General features: G+C 71.9%; 15 protein-coding genes. 8 read left to right on the forward strand and 7 right to left on the reverse strand.

Annotated features, from left to right (window positions below):
* Positions 1–48 precede the first annotated feature (48 nt).
* The 7 genes from AB0P41_RS02765 to AB0P41_RS02795 form a co-directional block, all read right to left on the reverse strand.
* The gene (locus AB0P41_RS02765) at positions 49–447 is read right to left on the reverse strand and encodes a VOC family protein (protein ID WP_356716532.1); all 399 of its coding nucleotides are present in this window, start codon (positions 445–447) and stop codon (positions 49–51) included.
* Between the two features lie 157 nt (positions 448–604).
* Positions 605–1,750 (reverse strand): allantoicase, encoded by a 1,146-nt coding sequence (gene alc, locus AB0P41_RS02770; protein ID WP_365929630.1) that lies wholly within the window; start codon positions 1,748–1,750, stop codon positions 605–607.
* A 59-nt stretch (positions 1,751–1,809) separates the two neighbouring features.
* Complete coding sequence (locus AB0P41_RS02775; protein ID WP_356716536.1) at positions 1,810–2,730, reverse strand: LysR substrate-binding domain-containing protein; 921 nt, start codon at positions 2,728–2,730, stop codon at positions 1,810–1,812.
* Between the two features lie 79 nt (positions 2,731–2,809).
* Complete coding sequence (locus AB0P41_RS02780; RefSeq protein WP_015577166.1) at positions 2,810–3,022, reverse strand: hypothetical protein; 213 nt, start codon at positions 3,020–3,022, stop codon at positions 2,810–2,812.
* Positions 3,023–3,060: 38 nt separating this feature from the next.
* Positions 3,061–5,208 (reverse strand): 4-alpha-glucanotransferase, encoded by a 2,148-nt coding sequence (malQ, locus tag AB0P41_RS02785; protein ID WP_365929632.1) that lies wholly within the window; start codon positions 5,206–5,208, stop codon positions 3,061–3,063.
* Positions 5,209–5,541: a hypothetical protein gene (locus AB0P41_RS02790; protein WP_356716539.1), complete on the reverse strand. Its 333-nt coding sequence runs from the start codon at positions 5,539–5,541 to the stop codon at positions 5,209–5,211.
* Positions 5,542–5,849: 308 nt separating this feature from the next.
* Positions 5,850–6,386, reverse strand: a complete 537-nt coding sequence (locus AB0P41_RS02795; protein WP_365929634.1) for an HNH endonuclease — start codon at positions 6,384–6,386, stop codon at positions 5,850–5,852.
* Positions 6,387–6,703: 317 nt separating this feature from the next.
* Between AB0P41_RS02795 and AB0P41_RS02800 the strand changes: the two genes are divergently transcribed.
* The 8 genes from AB0P41_RS02800 (at position 6,704) to AB0P41_RS02835 (ending at position 16,376) form a co-directional block, all read left to right on the forward strand.
* Positions 6,704–7,768 (forward strand): mechanosensitive ion channel family protein, encoded by a 1,065-nt coding sequence (locus tag AB0P41_RS02800; RefSeq protein WP_356716541.1) that lies wholly within the window; start codon positions 6,704–6,706, stop codon positions 7,766–7,768.
* Between the two features lie 147 nt (positions 7,769–7,915).
* Entirely contained in the window at positions 7,916–9,076 is a 1,161-nt protein-coding gene (locus tag AB0P41_RS02805) for an ROK family transcriptional regulator (protein ID WP_365929636.1), read from the forward strand.
* Positions 9,077–9,206: 130 nt separating this feature from the next.
* On the forward strand, positions 9,207–10,547 hold the full coding sequence (locus AB0P41_RS02810; RefSeq protein ID WP_365929639.1) for an ABC transporter substrate-binding protein: 1,341 nt from the start codon (positions 9,207–9,209) through the stop codon (positions 10,545–10,547).
* Between the two features lie 11 nt (positions 10,548–10,558).
* The gene (locus tag AB0P41_RS02815) at positions 10,559–11,557 is read left to right on the forward strand and encodes a sugar ABC transporter permease (protein WP_365929641.1); all 999 of its coding nucleotides are present in this window, start codon (positions 10,559–10,561) and stop codon (positions 11,555–11,557) included.
* 7 nt (positions 11,558–11,564) lie between these two features.
* Positions 11,565–12,467, forward strand: coding sequence for a carbohydrate ABC transporter permease (locus AB0P41_RS02820; RefSeq protein ID WP_365929954.1), 903 nt, complete (start codon positions 11,565–11,567; stop codon positions 12,465–12,467).
* A gap of 4 nt (positions 12,468–12,471) precedes the next feature.
* Positions 12,472–13,737 carry a 6-phospho-beta-glucosidase gene (locus AB0P41_RS02825; RefSeq protein ID WP_365929642.1) on the forward strand — a complete coding sequence of 422 codons (1,266 nt, stop codon included), beginning with the start codon at positions 12,472–12,474 and terminating at the stop codon, positions 13,735–13,737.
* Positions 13,728–14,696, forward strand: coding sequence for a BadF/BadG/BcrA/BcrD ATPase family protein (locus AB0P41_RS02830; protein WP_365929644.1), 969 nt, complete (start codon positions 13,728–13,730; stop codon positions 14,694–14,696). The genes AB0P41_RS02825 and AB0P41_RS02830 overlap by 10 nt, the downstream gene beginning before the upstream one ends.
* A 291-nt stretch (positions 14,697–14,987) precedes the next feature.
* Positions 14,988–16,376, forward strand: a complete 1,389-nt coding sequence (locus AB0P41_RS02835; RefSeq protein ID WP_356716552.1) for a hypothetical protein — start codon at positions 14,988–14,990, stop codon at positions 16,374–16,376.
* Positions 16,377–16,380: the final 4 nt, after the last annotated feature.

The following is a 16,380-nucleotide window of genomic DNA, read 5'->3' on the forward strand; positions in this document are numbered from 1 at the left end:
CACGGCGAGGGGGGCGTCTCCGCCAGGAGGCGCCCCCCTTCCGTATCCCTAGGCCCGGCTCTCCTCCGTGTCCTGCGGGTACCAGCGCAGCTCGACGGTGTTGCCGTCCGGATCCTGTACGTAGACCGACTGTGCCCGGCCCCGTGCGCCGAACCGCTCCCCCGGGCCGTCGAGCACGGTGAAGACGCCGGAGTCGATGACCTGCTGCCAGTCCAGGGGCTCGACGACCAGGCAGATGTGGTCCACGTTGGACTCGCCGCGGGGGCCGCTGAGCAGATCGATGATGGTGGTCGGGCTGACCCGTACCGAGGGGAACGGGACCGTGCCGGAGCGCCACTCGTCCACCCGGACCGGCTCCAGGCCGAGGGGACCGCAGTAGAACTCCAGCGCCCGCTCGACGTCCCGCACGTTGAGCACCAGATGGTCGAAGGCCTTGACGCGCAGCATGGGCCGCCCTTTCGGTGTTGACGCCGTCGGTTCTCGCTCGTTGCCGCCATCCTCCCCCGGGGGGCCCTCGCGCCGCTGCCGGAATGAGAACCGCCCGGCGGACGGGCGCCTGGTGCGCAGCCGTCCGCCGGGCGGGAGTTGTGGGTGTCCGGGGGCGTCAGCCCTTGGACTGCTCGTAACGGCGGGCCAGTTCGGCCGCGCCCGCCTCCGTCGGCGAGCCGTGGAGGCGCATCCTGGCCACACCCCCGTCGGGGTAGGCGTCCAGGCGTACGTGGGTGACCACGGCCTCGGTGCCGAGGACGAAGCGGTGCAGGGTGTCGGGCTGGAGCCGGGTGCGCGGGAGGATCTCGAACCACTCGCCGCTCTCGCCGTCGCGCCCCTGGAGGCCGATCCAGCCGGCCGCGTTGCCCTTGAGGTAGGCGGTGTCGATCTCGACGGCGCGCACCGCGCCCTGGGCCGGCAGCCGGAAGCGCACCCAGTCGTTCGTGTCGCGGACCCGGCGGCGGCGGTTCTCCCAGCCGTCGTCCATCTTGCGGGAGGTGCCGGGCAGGATGATCTGCGCCGGTGAGGAGTAGAAGCGGTCCGAGGCGTCCTCGTACATGCCGCCGTTCAGGATCGAGATCAGGTCGATCGTGCCCAGGGCCGCCAGCCAGGCCGGGTCGGGGACGACCTCGCCGTGGACGCGGAGGCGGGCGATGCCGCCGTCGGGGTGCTGGCAGATCCGCAGGTGGGTGTAGCGGCGGCCGCCCGTGACCTCGAAGCCGTTGGCGGCGTGGCCGCGTACGGGGGTCGGCGGGACGAGCTCCTCCCACTTCACGTCGTCGGCGAGGAGCTCCTCAGGCCCGGGGGCGCCTTCCACGGCCACCGCCTGGACGGAGACGCGCTGCGGGTAGTTGCCGCGGAAGTGGGCGGTGTCGACGACGATGCCGCGGATGATTCCGGGGGTGCCCAGCCGGACGATCGCCCAGTCGTGGTCCTCGGGTGCGGGGAAGGGGCGGTCCGCGTCCGCGCCGCGGCGGCGGCGGGTCTCCCAGCCGTCCATGATCTTGCCCTTGTGGCCGAAGCGCTCGGGGTCGAAGACCGCGGGTTCGCGGATCAGGAGGTTCTCGCGCTCGGCGAAGAACTCGTCGTTGGCCGCGATGACGCCCGCGCCGAGGCGGCGGTCCGCGAGGTCGACCAGCTCGGTGAAGGGGAAGTCGCCGGTCCGGTAGTCGGCGTAGGGGTCACCGCCGCCGTAGGGGGCCGCGTCGTTGGCGTGCGGGTCGGTGGAAGGGGGCTCCGGCTGGATCTTGTCGGTGGGCATGTGCCTACTGTGCTGCCGCAGCACCGATCAGGTCCATCGAAAGTTTTCGTACAGTCTTTTCAGTTCTGCTGAACGGTCTGCGCCGCCAGTCGGAGCGCCTCCAGCACCCGTGCGACCGCGGGGCCGCTCTCCGCCCCCTGCCGCACCGCCGCCACGACATGGCGGTGCGGCCGGTCCTCCTCCAGGACGCGCATCACCACGCCGTCGCGCGGCCGGTCGGAGGCCGACACCATCCGGGGGACGAGGGCGACGCCCATGCCCGCCCGGACCATGGCGAGGATCGCCGTCCAGCCGGCGGCGCTGTGGGCCTGCTCGGGGACGAATCCAGCGGCCTCGCACGCGGCGGTGGTGATCTCCGACCACGGGCCGGACCCGCCGAAGATCCAGGCATCACGGGAGAGGTCCGCCAGCCGCAGGGCGGGTGCCCCGGCGAGGCGGTGGCCGGCGGGCAGTGCCACGTCCAGCGGGTCGGCGAGGAGCGGCAGCAGGCTGAAGCGGGGGTCCCGGGCCGTCGGGGCGTGCGCCGCCAGGGAGAGCGCCAGGTCCACCTCACCGGCCGACAGCAGCTCGTACGCCTGGGCCGCCTCCGCCTCCCGCACGCGCACCTGGGGCCCGGGCCGGTCCCCGGCCGCGAGCAGCCGCACGGCCGGCACGACGAGGGCGGGCACGGCGGTCGAGAAGGCACCGACCCGTACCCGGCCCGCCTCTCCCCGCAGATAGCCGGTCAGCTCGGCGTCGGCCCGTTCCAGCTGGGCGAAGACGGCCTCGGCGTGGCGCAGGACGAGATGGGCGGCGTCGGTGAGCCGCACGCGGCGGCCCTGCGCCTCCAGCAGCGGTACGCCGAGCTGTCTGGAGAGGTTGGTGAGCTGCTGCGAGACGGCCGACGGGGTCATGAGAAGGGCTTCGGCCGTGGCGGTGACCGTGCCCCGGTCGCGCAGAGTGCGCAGGATGCGGAGCTTCTTGACGTCCCACTCGGTCATGGCCGAAACCTACCCGTCACCCGGACATGCCGATGCGCCGCGCGGTACGTCGTACCGGCGGCGCACTCGGAAGGGCGTGCTAGGCCTGCTTCTTGGACTTGTCGAGGACCATGACGAGTCCCGCGATCACCAGGAACAGGACGATCGGGAGCGCGACGTAGAGACCGAGGGTCTCCAGCACGTTCAGCCCCGGGCCCGGGTCGTCACCGTCGTCGCGGGTCAGCGCGAGCGCCGGGGACGACATGAGCAGCATCATCAGCGTCGTACCGGCCGCGACGGCGCCGGCGCGCATAGCGTTCTTCTTGTCCACGGTGCAAACGTAGCGAACGCCTACGAGGGGCGCGCGCCCGGGGGTGCCGTACGGGACTCGTGGCCGTCCGTCAGGACCGCCATGAGCCGGTGCAGCCGGGGGGACGCGGTGATCTCCTCCAGCGTGACGGGATGGCCTTCCGCGTCGGCGATGGGCAGGCGCCAGTTGGGGTACTGGTCCCAGGTCCCGGGAAGGTTCTGCGGCCGGCGGTCGCCCACGGTGTCCGGGAGCCAGACCCCGGCCATCCGGGCGGGGGTGGCCCGCAGGAAGCGGTGGACCGCGCGGACCGCCGCCTCCTCGTCGCCGTCGCCCTCGGGCAGCATCCGGAGCCGGGCCAGGCAGGCCAGCCACTCGGCGGTGTCGGCGGCGTCCTCGGCCAGCTCCTGCTCCAGGCTCCGGGTGAGCAGCCCCAGCCGGTGGCGGAGCGTCACGTGATCGCCGGTCAGGCGTGCGGCGGTGGAGGGCAGGTCGTGGGTGGTCGCCGTGGCCACGCAGCCCTCGCGCCACCGCTCGGGTGCCAGCGGCCGCCCCGTGCCGTCCCAGTCGCGCTCGAACCAGAGCACGGAGGTGCCGAGCACCCCGCGCCGGGCGAGCGCCTCGCGTACGCCGGGCTCGACGGTGCCGAGGTCCTCCCCTATGACGACGGCACCGGCCCGGTGTGCCTCCAGGACGAGGACCGCGAGCATCGCCTCGGCGTCCTGGCCGACGTAGGCGCCCTCGGTGGGCGGGCGCCCCTCGGGCACCCACCAGAGCCGGAAGAGACCCATGACGTGGTCGATGCGCAACGCTCCGGCGTGGGCGAGGAGGCCCCGCAGGAGGTCGCGGTAGGGGGCGTAGCCGGACGCCGCGAGGGCGTCGGGGCGCCAGGGGGGCAGCCCCCAGTCCTGGCCGTGGGCGTTGAAGGCGTCCGGGGGCGCGCCGACGGACATGCCGTGCGCGAAGGCGTCCTGCTGGGCCCAGGTGTCGGCGCCGTCGGGGTGGACGCCCACGGCGAGGTCGTGGACTATCCCGACGGCCATCCCCGACTCCCGCGCGGCGGTCTGGGCCATGGCGAGCTGGGTGTCGGTGAGCCAGGCGAGCCGGCAGTGGAAGTCGACCCGGTCCAGCAGCTCGGTGCGGGCGCGTGCGCTCCCCGGGGAACGGGGGTCCCGCAGCCCTTCTGGCCACTCACGCCACCGGGGGCCGTGCACCTCTGCCAGGGCGCACCACAGGGCTTGGTCCTCCAGGGCCTGCCCCTGCTCGGCGAGGAAGTCGCAGTAGGCGGCGCGGCGGCCGGGGGTCAGGGGGACCTCGTGGACGATCTCCAGGGCCTGCTTCTTGAGCGCCCAGACGGCGTCCCGGTCGATCAGCGCGCCCTTGTTCAGCACGGCCTCGCGGAGGGCGGCGGCTTCCTGGCGCAGGTCGTCCAGGGCCGCCCTGCCGGGCTCGGCGACGTGGCCGTACTCCGGGATCGACTCGATGTGGAGATGGACGGGGTCGGGGAAGCGGCGGGAGGAGGGGCGGTACGGGGACGGGTCGGTCGGGCTGCCGGGCACGGCGGCGTGCAGCGGGTTGACCTGGACGAAGCCGCTGCCCAGGGTGCGTCCCGCCCAGGCTGCGAGGTCGGCCAGGTCCGAGAGGTCGCCCATGCCCCAGGAGCGGGCGGACAGCATCGAGTAGAGCTGGACGAGGAATCCGTGCGTGCCGGCGGCCGGCTGGGGTACGCGGTCCGGAGCGACGACGAGCGTGGCGGTGGCGTAGCGGTGGTCCGTCGTACGGACGGTCAGCCGGTGGACGCCCAGGGGCGGTTCGGTCCACCAGGCGGGTGTCGTCGGCGTGCTCGTCTCGGGGGCGGGTGCGGGAAGCACCCGCATGCGCAGGGGCGACCGCGCGTCGGTGGCACCCGGCTCGGGGTCGACCGTCAGGAGCGCGCCGGGCGGCAGCGCGGTGAGCGCGGCCGGCAACGGCTCTCCGGACCAGGCCACCACGGTCGGCGGGAGCAGTCGGGAGGCCGCTGCCGATTCGGCTGCGGCGAGTGATTTCTCCACCTCCGCGGGGGTGCCGGCGTCGACGCCCAGAGCGGCGAGCACGGCCGTGACCGTGCCGTCGGGGACGGACACCGTGACATCCGCGGACGGGGAGAAGGAGGTGGCGACGCCGTGCAGTGCGGCGAGCCGGGACAAGCCCATTCAGACTCCTGGGGACTCCATGCCCCCTGCGGTGCCGGGTGCTGTCGGCTCGCTGGTCAGAGGGGCGACGGCGGCGAGCGGTGGCTCGCTCGTGAGGGGTGTGGCGTCGGCGAGCGGAGGCTCACTGGTGAGCGGGGGTTCGCCGGGAAGCTGGGCGCTGTCGAGGGAAGCGGGCTCACCGATCAGGTGCGAGACATCGGCGAGCGGCAGCTCACTGATCATCGGAGGGGCGGTGAAGGACGGGGACGTCTTGCCTGCCAGCGGATCGGAACCCACGGGGCTAGGCACCTGTTTGGAGAGGGCGGAGAGCAGAAGCTGCGCGGAAGCGGGCATGGTGGCCTCCTGGCCGTGGACAACAGGACACAGCAGACCTACCCAGCGGGCGCGGGAGCAGACGTGGACGTGACATAGGCGTTATGACAACGATTCCAACGTGCCGTGGGTCACACTTCGTTCCCCGGCGCGTCGGTATGGACCGTTTTCAGCCACTCGGCCGCGCCTCCTCCGCCGTGGAGGCCCCTGGTCCCGCGCCCGTCCGCCGGACCGACGCCACGCCCGCCCGGGTGACGCGGTCGCCCGCCCGGGTGATGCGACGGCCTCCGCCACGTCGACGGCCTCCGCCACGTCGACGGCCCGGTTGCTCAGGCGGAGACGCCGTCGATGCGGGCCATCACGTCGTCCGCGCCGAAGGGCTGCAGATAGGGCAGCCAGCGCGGGTCCCGGTGCCCGGTCCCGATGATCCGCCAGGCGAGACCGCTGGGCGGCGCCGGCTGGTGGCGCAGCCGCCAGCCGAGCTCCGGCAGGTGGCGGTCCGCCTTGTCGTGGTTGCAGCGGCGGCAGGCCGCCACCACGTTGTCCCACGCGTGCTGCCCGCCGCGGCTGCGCGGAATGACGTGGTCGACGCTGGTCGCGGCGGCGCCGCAGTACATGCAGCGGCCACCGTCCCTCGCGAAGAGCGCCCGGCGCGTGAGCGGGACGGGCCCCCGGTACGGGACCCGTACGAACCGTTTGAGACGGACCACGCTGGGCGCCGGTACGGCACGGGTGGCACTGTGCATGAAGGCGCCGGACTCCTCGAGGCAGATGGCCTTGTTCTCGAGGACGAGGACGAGCGCGCGGCGGAGAGGTACGACGCCGAGCGGCTCGTACGAAGCGTTGAGAACCAGGACGTGCGGCACGGTGGATGCCTCCTTGTACGCCGGCGACGCGTGGCTCGCGCCGGGACGATCCGATCTCAGTCTCTCCTCATGCCTGGTCCGAGCGCCACCACGTGCGGGTAACGGGCCGAAGGGATTTTTCTCACCGTCCGGCCGTACGCACGCCCCCGGCACACCGGAACACGTGTGTGAACGGGGATGCGGGGCGCCCTGTGGGATCGGGCACACCCCACGCGCCCCCGGTGAGACGTGTCTCTCCCTCCCCGACGGCAACGAACCGGCCCCCCGCCTTCGTTACTGTGGTTGGTCTGCTGTCGCCCCATATGGAGGTCCCCGTCGTGTCCCTGTCCGCCCTCCTGGCCGCGGCTCCGTCCCCCGGGGCCGCCGGCTCGCTGGACGAAGCCGCCGAGCGGGCCGGGAACGCCGCAAGCTGGGTCGAGGAGAACTGGTCCACCTGGCTGAACACCGGCCTCCGGATCATCCTCATCGCGGCCATCGCGATCGTGCTCCGCTACCTCATCCGGCGCGCCCTGACCAACCTCATCGACCGGATGAACCGCAGCGCCCAGGCGGTGGAGGGCACGGCCCTCGGCGGCCTGCTGGTCAACGCGGAACGCCGCCGCCAGCGCTCCGAGGCCATCGGCTCCGTGCTCCGCTCGGTGACGTCGTTCCTGATCCTCGGCACCGCGGCCCTGATGATCCTGGGTGCCTTCCAGATCAATCTGGCGCCCCTGCTGGCCTCCGCCGGGGTCGCCGGTGTGGCGCTGGGCTTCGGCGCGCGCAACCTCGTCACCGACTTCCTCTCCGGCGTCTTCATGATCCTGGAGGACCAGTACGGCGTCGGGGACCAGATCGACGCGGGTGTCGCCTCCGGTGAGGTGATCGAGGTCGGCCTGCGGGTCACCAAGCTGCGGGGCGACAACGGCGAGATCTGGTACGTGCGCAACGGCGAGGTCAAGCGGATCGGCAACCTCAGCCAGGGCTGGTCCACGGCCGGTATCGACGTCACGGTCCGCCCGACGGAGGACCTGGAGTCGGTCCGCAAGGCGATCGCCGGCGCCGGCGAGACCATGACGAAGGAAGAGCCCTGGTCGGAGCGGTTGTGGGGCCCGGTGGAGGTGCTCGGCCTGGACGCGGTGCTCCTCGACTCGATGACCCTGCGGGTCACGGCGAAGACCATGCCGGGCAAGTCGCTGGGCGTCGAGCGCGAGCTGCGCTGGCGCATCAAGCAGGCGCTGGACGCCGCCGGGATCATGATGATCGGCACCCTCCCCCTCCAGACGGACGGGGAGGCCGCCGCCGATCCGACGGCGGCCGTGGCTGCCCCCTCGGCGTACGCGTCGGCGACGTCGCCTCAGTCGCTGGCGGCGACCCCGATACCGCCCCCCAACCTCGCGAAGTAGCCGGCACCGGACGTCCGGTGCGCACAGCGCCCCCGCAGGTAACGCTTTGGTTGCCTCGGGGGCGCTTCCCATTGACGCCCCGGTGACGCCGCCATACCTTCCTCTCACCGATAGGAAAGTTTCCTAACAGAGGCAGGCGCGTCGCTCATGGCCGGAACCACCCCAGGCACCCCCAGCGTTCTGCGTGCCATGAACGACCGGGCGGCGCTCGATCTCCTCGTCGCCCAGGGGCCCCTCACCCGCACGCGCATCGGCGAGCTGACCGGGCTCTCCAAGCCCACCGCCTCCCAGCTCCTGGCGCGCCTGGAGGAGGCGGGCCTGGTCCGCTCGACGGGCAGCCAGAGCGGGCGCCCCGGACCGAACGCCGTGCTCTACGAGATCAATCCGGCCTCCGCCCATGTCGCGGCGCTCTCCGTGGGGCCCACCGGGATCGACGCCGTGGTCGCCGACATCACCGGCACGGTGGTCGGCTCCTGCCGCGTGGAGGCCGAGGCGGTCGCGGAGGACGTACGGCACCGCACCGCCCAGCTCGTCGCCGAGGCCGTGGACGGCGCCCTGCGTCCGACCGGTCTCGGCCACGACGACCTCGCCGCCGTGGTGGTGGGCACCCCGGGCGCGATCGACCCGCACACCGGTCAGCTCCGTTACGCGCCCCATCTGCCCGGCTGGCACTCCCGCACGCTGCTGGCCGACCTCGCCGAGGTGGTCGGCAGGCCGGTCGTCATCGAGAACGACGTGAACCTCGCCGCCGTCGCCGAGCAGTACGAGGGCGCGGCGCAGGACCACGACCACTTCGTGCTCGCCTGGGTCGACGAGGGCGTCGGCGCGGCGATCGTGCTGGGCGGCACCCTCCTGCGCGGCGCCACCGGCGGCGCGGGCGAGATCGGCTACATGCCGCTGCCCGGCGCCCCGCTCGCCCGGGGCGGCGCCGCCGACTGGGCGGGGCCCGACGCGGGGGGCGGCTTCCAGAGCCAGGTCTCCTCCCCCGCCGTGCGCGACCTGGCCGGAGGCAGGCCGCTGGCCGAGGCGCTCGCCGACGAGGCGGTGTCCGCCGAGGTCGCCCGCAGACTCGCCACCGGCCTCGCCTCCGTGGTCGCCGTGGTCGATCCGGAGCTGGTCGTGCTCTCCGGCTCCGTGGCCCAGGCCGGCGGGGACGCCCTGCGCAAGCGGGTCGAGGCCGAGATGACCGGTCTGGCGCTGCCCAGGCCGCTGCTCCGCGTCAGCGACATCGAGGGCGACCCGATACTGACCGGCGCTCTGCGCACCGCCCTCGCCCAGGCGCGCGACAGCACGTTCGACACCGCCTGACCCCGCCCGACCCCGCCTGACCCGTCCTGCCGGCCCGCCGTTCCGCCCGTACCGGGTGGTCCGTACGGCACCCCCATGCCCGGTGCGGCCTCGCCCGCCTGTCCCTCCTCCCCCGCGAAGGAAGTCCGCCATGGCGCTACGGCGCATTCGTACCCGCGTGCCCCTGGCGCTCGGCGCAGCGGCCCTGCTGCTGTCCGGCTGCGCGAATCCGAGCACCGGCAGCAACACCGACGACCCCACGAAACCGGTCACGCTGAAGTTCTGGCACGGCTGGTCGGCGCCCGGTGAGGTCAAGGCGATCGACGAGAACATCGCCCGGTTCGAGAAGCTGCACCCCAACATCGACGTCGTCTCCACCGGCAACGTCAGCGACGAGACGATCAACCAGGCGCTGCGGGCCGGAGGAGGTGACGCACCCGACGTCGTCACCTCGTTCACGACCAACAACGTCGGGCAGTACTGCTCCTCCGGCATGTGGGCCGATCTCGACCCCTTCATGAAGAAGAGCGGGATCGACAAGGCGAAGGTCTTCCCCAAGACCCTGCTCGACTACACGCGGTACGAGGGCGTCCAGTGCGCGGCGCCCCTGCTCGCCGACGCGTTCGGCATGTACTACAACAAGGACGCCTTCGAGGAGGCGGGCATCAGCCGGCCGCCTCGCACCATGTCCGAGATGAAGGCCGACGCGGTCAAGCTGACGCGTAAGAAGAAGGACGGCTCGCTCCGGCGCGCCGGCTTCATGCCGAACTTCCAGCTCTACCAGAACTCCCCCGACCGGATGTTCGCGCAGTGGGGCCCCGAGTACTTCGACAACGACGGCAAGGCGAAGCTCGCCGACGAGCCCAGGACCGAGCAGTTCTTCACCACCATGCGCCAGATCTCCGACGCGCAGGGCGGTCACCAGGCCATGGAGCGGCTGCGCGCCACCTTCGGTGACGAGATGTCGTCACAGAACGGCTTCCTGACCGGCAAGCTCGCCATGCACCTGGACGGCGAGTGGCGCGGCCTGATGCTCGACGAGGCCGAGGCGGACTTCGACTGGGGAGTCGCCCCGCTGCCGGTCCCCGACGACCAGGCCGACACCTACGGGCGCGGCTACCTGACGGGCACCGTGGCCGGCATCGCGCACAGCAGCCGTCACCAGAACGCGGCGTGGGAGCTGGTGAAGTACCTGACGACCGACACCGACGCGGTCGTCCGCTTCGCCAACGCCATCCACAACGTGCCGTCCACCTTCGAGGCGCTCAAGTCGCCCGACCTGGACGCCGATCCGGCCTTCCGGACCTTCATCGAGATCGCGCAGAACCCGCACAGCCAGGCCGTCCCGCCGTCGAACAACGGCGGGCAGTACATCACCTCGTTCATGGACTTCTCGCAGTCCGTCGAGGCGGGCAGGACCAAGGACCTGCACGGCGCCCTGCGGGAACTCGACGAGCAGATCGACGCCGACAACCTCCAGTCGGAAAACTGAGGAGCCGAGTCATGGCACTTTCCCTCTCCACCCCGGCGAAGTCCGCCGGACGGGGGACCGAACCGGCCCCCCGCAACTCCCCTCTGCGGCGCAAGCGGAACCGCGAGCGGCTGCGCACCCTGGGGTTCCTCTCGCCCTGGCTGGTCGGCTTCTCGGTCTTCTTCGGCTATCCGCTGATCGCGACCGTCTACTTCTCGTTCATGCACTACAACCAGATCAAGGCGCCGACGTTCGTCGGGCTGCGCAACTGGCGGTACGTGCTGGAGCAGATGCCGCTGTTCGGGCCCGCCCTGTGGAACACGCTGTGGCTGGTCGTGGTGATGGTCGCGCTGCGGGTGGTGTTCGGCCTCGGTGTCGGCCTGCTGATCACGAAGATCAAGACGGGGGTCGGGCTGTTCCGCACGGCCTTCTACATCCCGTACCTGGCACCGCCGGTCGCCGCCACCGTCGCCTTCGTCTTCCTGCTCAACCCGTCCACCGGACCGGTCAACGAGATCCTCTCGTGGATCGGCCTGCACGGCCCGAGCTGGTTCAACGACCCGAACTGGTCGAAGCCCTCGCTGGTGCTGCTCTCCCTGTGGGGCATCGGCGACCTGATGGTCATCTTCATGGCCTCGCTGCTGGACGTGCCGAAGGAGCAGTACGAGGCCGCCGACCTGGACGGCGCGGGGTCCTGGGCGAAGTTCCGCTACGTCACCTGGCCCGCCATCACGCCGATCGTGCTGTTCGCCGTCGTCACGGGCGTCGTGCAGACGATGCAGTACTACACGCAGGCCCTCGTCGCGGGGAAGCTCGCCTCCGGCGTCTCCATCGGCCCCGGCACCGTGATTCAGCCCGGCTATCCGGACCACTCCACCCTGACGGTTCCTCAGCTCGTCTACTCGATGGGCTTCCAGAACTTCAACACCGGTGCCGCGTGCGTCCTCTCGCTCGTGCTCTTCGCCATCGCCATGGCCGTCACCCTTCTGCTGATGCGCAAGAGCGTCGGCCTCATCCCGGCGGAGGACTGAGATGACCCTGACCAGCCCCACCCTGACCAGGCCGGACACCGCCGCACCGAGCCGGCCGAGCGACCGGGACGCGGCAAGGCACCGGCGCAAGCGCGTCCTGAACTGGATCGCCGTCCACTCCGTGGCCGTCGCGCTCGCCCTGTTCTTCGTCCTGCCGTTCGTCTTCGTCCTCCTCACCTCGGTGATGAGCGACGACCAGGCGATGAGCGGGGAGCTGTGGCCCGACTCCTGGAACTGGTCGAACTACTCGACGGTCTTCCACACCCCGGGCTTCCTCGGCTGGTGGCGCAACTCGCTGATGTACGCGCTCGTGGGCACCGTGTTCACCGTGTGCTCGTCGGTGCCGGTCGCCTACGCGCTGGCCAAGTTCCGCTTCCGCGGCCGGCGTACGGCGATGATCCTCGTCATCTCCACGATGATGCTTCCGCCGCAGGTCATCATCATCCCGATGTACCTGGTGTGGGCGCAGCAGTTCCACCTGTCGGGCTCGCTGTGGCCGCTGATCATCCCCATGGCGTTCGGCGACGCCTACTCGATCTTCCTGCTGCGGCAGTTCCTGCTCACCATTCCGCAGGAGTACATCGAGTCGGCGAAGGTCGACGGGTGCGGCGAGTTCCGCACGCTGCTCAAGATCGTCGTGCCGATGGCCAAGCCGGGCATCGCGGCCATCGCTCTCTTCCAGTTCTTCTACTGCTGGAACGACTACTTCGGACCGCAGATCTACGCCGCGCAGAACCCGGGCGCCTGGACCCTGAGCTACGGCCTGGAGTCCTTCAAGAGCGCCCACGCGGTCAACTGGAACCTGACGATGGCCGCGACCCTGCTCGTCATGGCGCCGGTCATCATCGTGTTCTTCTTCGCACAGAAGGCCTTCGTCGAAGGCGTCACCCTCACCGGAGTAAAGGGCTAGAAGCATGAAGCTCGCAGTAGTGGGCGGCGGGTCCACCTACACCCCCGAACTGATCGACGGTTTCGCGCGGCTGCGGGACACCCTGCCGGTCGAGGAGCTCGTGCTCGTCGACCCGGCGGCCGACCGGCTGGAGCTGGTCGGTGGTCTGGCGCGGCGGATATTCGCCAAGCAGGGCCACCCGGGCCGGATCGTCACCACCTCCGACCTGGACGCCGGGGTCGCCGGCGCGGACGCCGTGCTGCTCCAGCTCCGCGTCGGCGGGCAGGCCGCCCGCAACCAGGACGAGACGTGGCCGCTCGAATGCGGCTGCGTCGGCCAGGAGACCACCGGGGCGGGCGGTCTCGCCAAGGCGCTGCGCACCGTCCCGGTCGTCCTCGACATCGCCGAGCGGGTACGCCGCACCAACCCCGACGCCTGGATCATCGACTTCACCAACCCGGTCGGGATCGTCACCCGGGCCCTGCTCCAGGCCGGGCACAAGGCCGTCGGCCTGTGCAACGTGGCGATCGGCTTCCAGCGGAAGTTCGCCGCGCTGCTCGACGTGACGCCGGGCGAGGTCCACCTCGACCATGTCGGGCTCAACCACCTGACGTGGGAGCTCGGGGTGCGCCTGGGCGGCCCGGACGGCGAGGACGTCCTGCCGAGGCTCCTCGCGGAGCACGGTGACGCGATCGCCGGCGACCTGCGCATGCCCCGGCAGATCGTCGACCGCCTCGGAGTGGTCCCGTCGTACTACCTGCGGTACTTCTACGCGCACGACGAGGTCGTACGGGAGCTCGGCACGAAGCCGTCCCGCGCGGCCGAGGTCGCCGCGATGGAGAAGGAACTCCTGGAGATGTACGGCGACCCGGCCCTCGACGAGAAGCCCGCGCTGCTGGGCAAGCGGGGCGGCGCCTTCTACTCCGAGGCGGCCGTCGACCTGGCGTCCGCGCTGCTCGGCGGGGGCGGCTCCGCGGTGCAGGTGGTCAACACGTACAACAAGGGAACGCTGCCCTCCCTGCCGGACGACGCGGTGATCGAGGTGCAGGCCCGGGTGGACGGCAGTGGCGCGACGCCGCTCTCGGTGCCCACGCTGGACCCGCTGTTCGCCGGGCTGATCGGCCACGTCACCGCGTACGAGGACCTGGCGCTGGACGCCGCGCTGCGCGGTGGCCGTGACCGGGTGTTCAAGGCGCTGATGGCCCACCCGCTGATCGGCCAGTTCGAGTACGCCGAGGCGCTCACCGACAAGCTGATCGCGCACAACCGGGAGCACCTGGCGTGGGCCTGACCGCACATGTGCTCGCGATCGACGCGGGCAACAGCAAGACCGACGTGGCGGTGATCGGCGCCGACGGGGCCGTCCTCGGCACCGGGCGCGCGGGTGGCTTCCAGCCGCCGGCCGTCGGCATCGGCACGGCCGTCGACGTGCTGGCGGAGGCGGTCGGGGCCGCACTCGCGCAGGCCGGGGCCGTCGGCGTCGACCATGTGTCGGCCTGCCTCGCCAACGCCGACCTCCCCGTGGAGGAACGGGAGTTGGCGGAGGCGCTGGAAGCCCGCGGCTGGGGCGGAACCGTGGAGGTGCGCAACGACACCTTCGCGATACTGCGCGCGGGGGTCGACGAGCCCTGCGGCGTGGCCGTGGTGTGCGGCGCGGGAATCAACTGCGTCGGCATGCGGCCGGACGGGGCGACCGCGCGCTTCCCCGCGATCGGCCGCCTCTCCGGTGACTGGGGCGGCGGTTCGGGGATGGCCGAGGAGGCGCTGTGGTTCGCGGCGAGGGCCGAGGACGGCCGCGGCGAGCCGACCGAGCTGGCCCGGACGCTGCCCGGCCACTTCGGGCTCGACTCGATGTACGCCCTGATCGAGGCGCTGCACCTGGGGCACATCCCGTACGCCCGCCGTCACGAGCTGACCCCGGTGCTGTTCGCCACCGGGGCTGCCGGCGACCGGATCGCGCGCGGTCTCGTGGAGCGCCTCGGCGACGAGGTGGTGGCGATGGCCGCCGTATCGCTGGCCCGGCTCGGCCTGCTGGAGGAAGAGGTCCCTGTGGTGCTGGGCGGCAGCGTGCTCGCGGCCCGGCACCCCGCTCTGGACGACCGGATCGGTGAACTCCTCGCGGTCCGCGCGCCGAAGGCGGTGGTCAGGGTCGTCTCCGCTCCGCCGGTCCTGGGTGCCGGACTGCTGGGCCTGGACCGCACGGGGGCCGCCCCCGAGGCGTACGACAGGCTGCGGGCGCGGTACGTCTGAGAGTCGGCCCGCCGGGCGTCCCGTGGCTGTGCCGCGCGGGGCGCCCCTCTCGTACGGGAACCGATCTGCTGTCCCGAACGTGTTCATGGTGGGGAGATCAGTCTGCTCAGGGGCCCGACCGGCCGATTGCCTTGATCGCTCGCGCTCGCCCTGATCGAATACGGGGGCGGGGGCGCGATCCGGGCATTCCTGGTGGACTGCGGCCCCTGGGGCCATACTTCTGGCCAGGACGAGTCGTCCCCCGATCGGCCGGGGGGCCCGGGCCGTCGTCATGACCGAGGGGGAGGTCACGTGACATACCCGCCGAGCCGGGCCGCACTGCGGGAGCCCGGGCCGGATGCGCCGTCCGCGCCCGTGACCGTACCCGCGCAGCGCCGTGGTGCCCCGTCCGTGGCCGTCGACCGGCTGCGCGCCGCGGCGACGACCGAGCCGGGCAGGCTGCAGATCTTCGGTGCCGTACTGGCCCTGCTGGTCGTGGTGTTCGGTGCGGTGACCGTCACGGAGATCTCCGGACGTGCCTCGTCCGCCGACGACGTGGTGACACGCAGTCAGCCGTTGAGCGCGGCCGCCGCGAGCATCTACCGTTCGCTGGCCGACGCGGACACGATGGCCGCGAGCGGTTTCCTGGCGGGGGCCCAGGAGCCCAAGGACGTGCTCGCGCAGTACGACGCGGACATCAAGGAGGCCTCCCGGCTGCTGGTGCAGGCCGCGGCGAGCACCGACGCCTCGACCTCCTCGCACCGGGAGATCACCACGCTGGGCGAGCTGCTCCCCGAGTACACGGGGCTGATCGAGCGGGCGCGTGCGAACAACCGGCAGGGGCTGCCGCTCGGCGGCGCCTATCTCCGGTACGCCAACCAGAAGATGACGAACGAGATCCTCCCGGCGGCCGAGCGGCTGTACGCGGCGGAGACCGGCCGGCTGACCACCGACTCGGCCGACGCCCGGCGTTGGCCCTTCCTCTCGCTGGCCACCGGGGCCCTGGCGCTGGCCGCGCTGGTGTGGATGCAGCGGCGCAACTACCGCAGGACGAACCGCGTCTTCAACCACGGTCTGCTCGCGGCGACGGCCGCTGCCACGGTGGTGCTGCTGTGGCTGGCCGTGGGGCACACGGTGGCCAGGGCGGAGCTGCACAGCGCGATGGCGAACGGGCAGCAGTCACTCGACGTCCTCAACAAGGCCAGGATCAACTCGCTGAAGGCGCGGGCCAACGAGAACCTCACGCTGGTCGCCCGGGGCGCCGTCCTGACCGCGGACGGCACGGACAAGTACGAGACCGACTACAGCACGGGCATGAAAGCACTCGGCACACAGCTCGAGAGCGCGGAGAAGCTCGCCGGCGACGACTCCGGGGGGAGTGAGCCGGTGGAGGCCGCCATCAGCAGTGTGTCCGAGTGGCAGGACCGCCACAAGAAGGCCAGGGCGACGGACGACCAGGGTGATTACGACAGCGCGCTGCTGCAGATCATCGACCCGGAGAACTCCACGGGTGAGTCGTTCGAGAAGGTCGACGACGCGCTGGAGACGGCCCTCGCCCATGAACAGGACCAGTTCGACGCGGCGGCCGAGGACGGCCGCGGGGCCCTGGGCGGGCTGCCGGCCGGGGCAGCCGTCCTCGCCGTGCTGGGTGCGGTCGCCGCGATCGTCGGGGTCAACCGCAGGCTCTCGGAGTACCGGTGAGGGG

The organism is Streptomyces sp. NPDC079167, assembly GCF_040686735.1.
GTDB lineage: Bacteria > Actinomycetota > Actinomycetes > Streptomycetales > Streptomycetaceae > Streptomyces.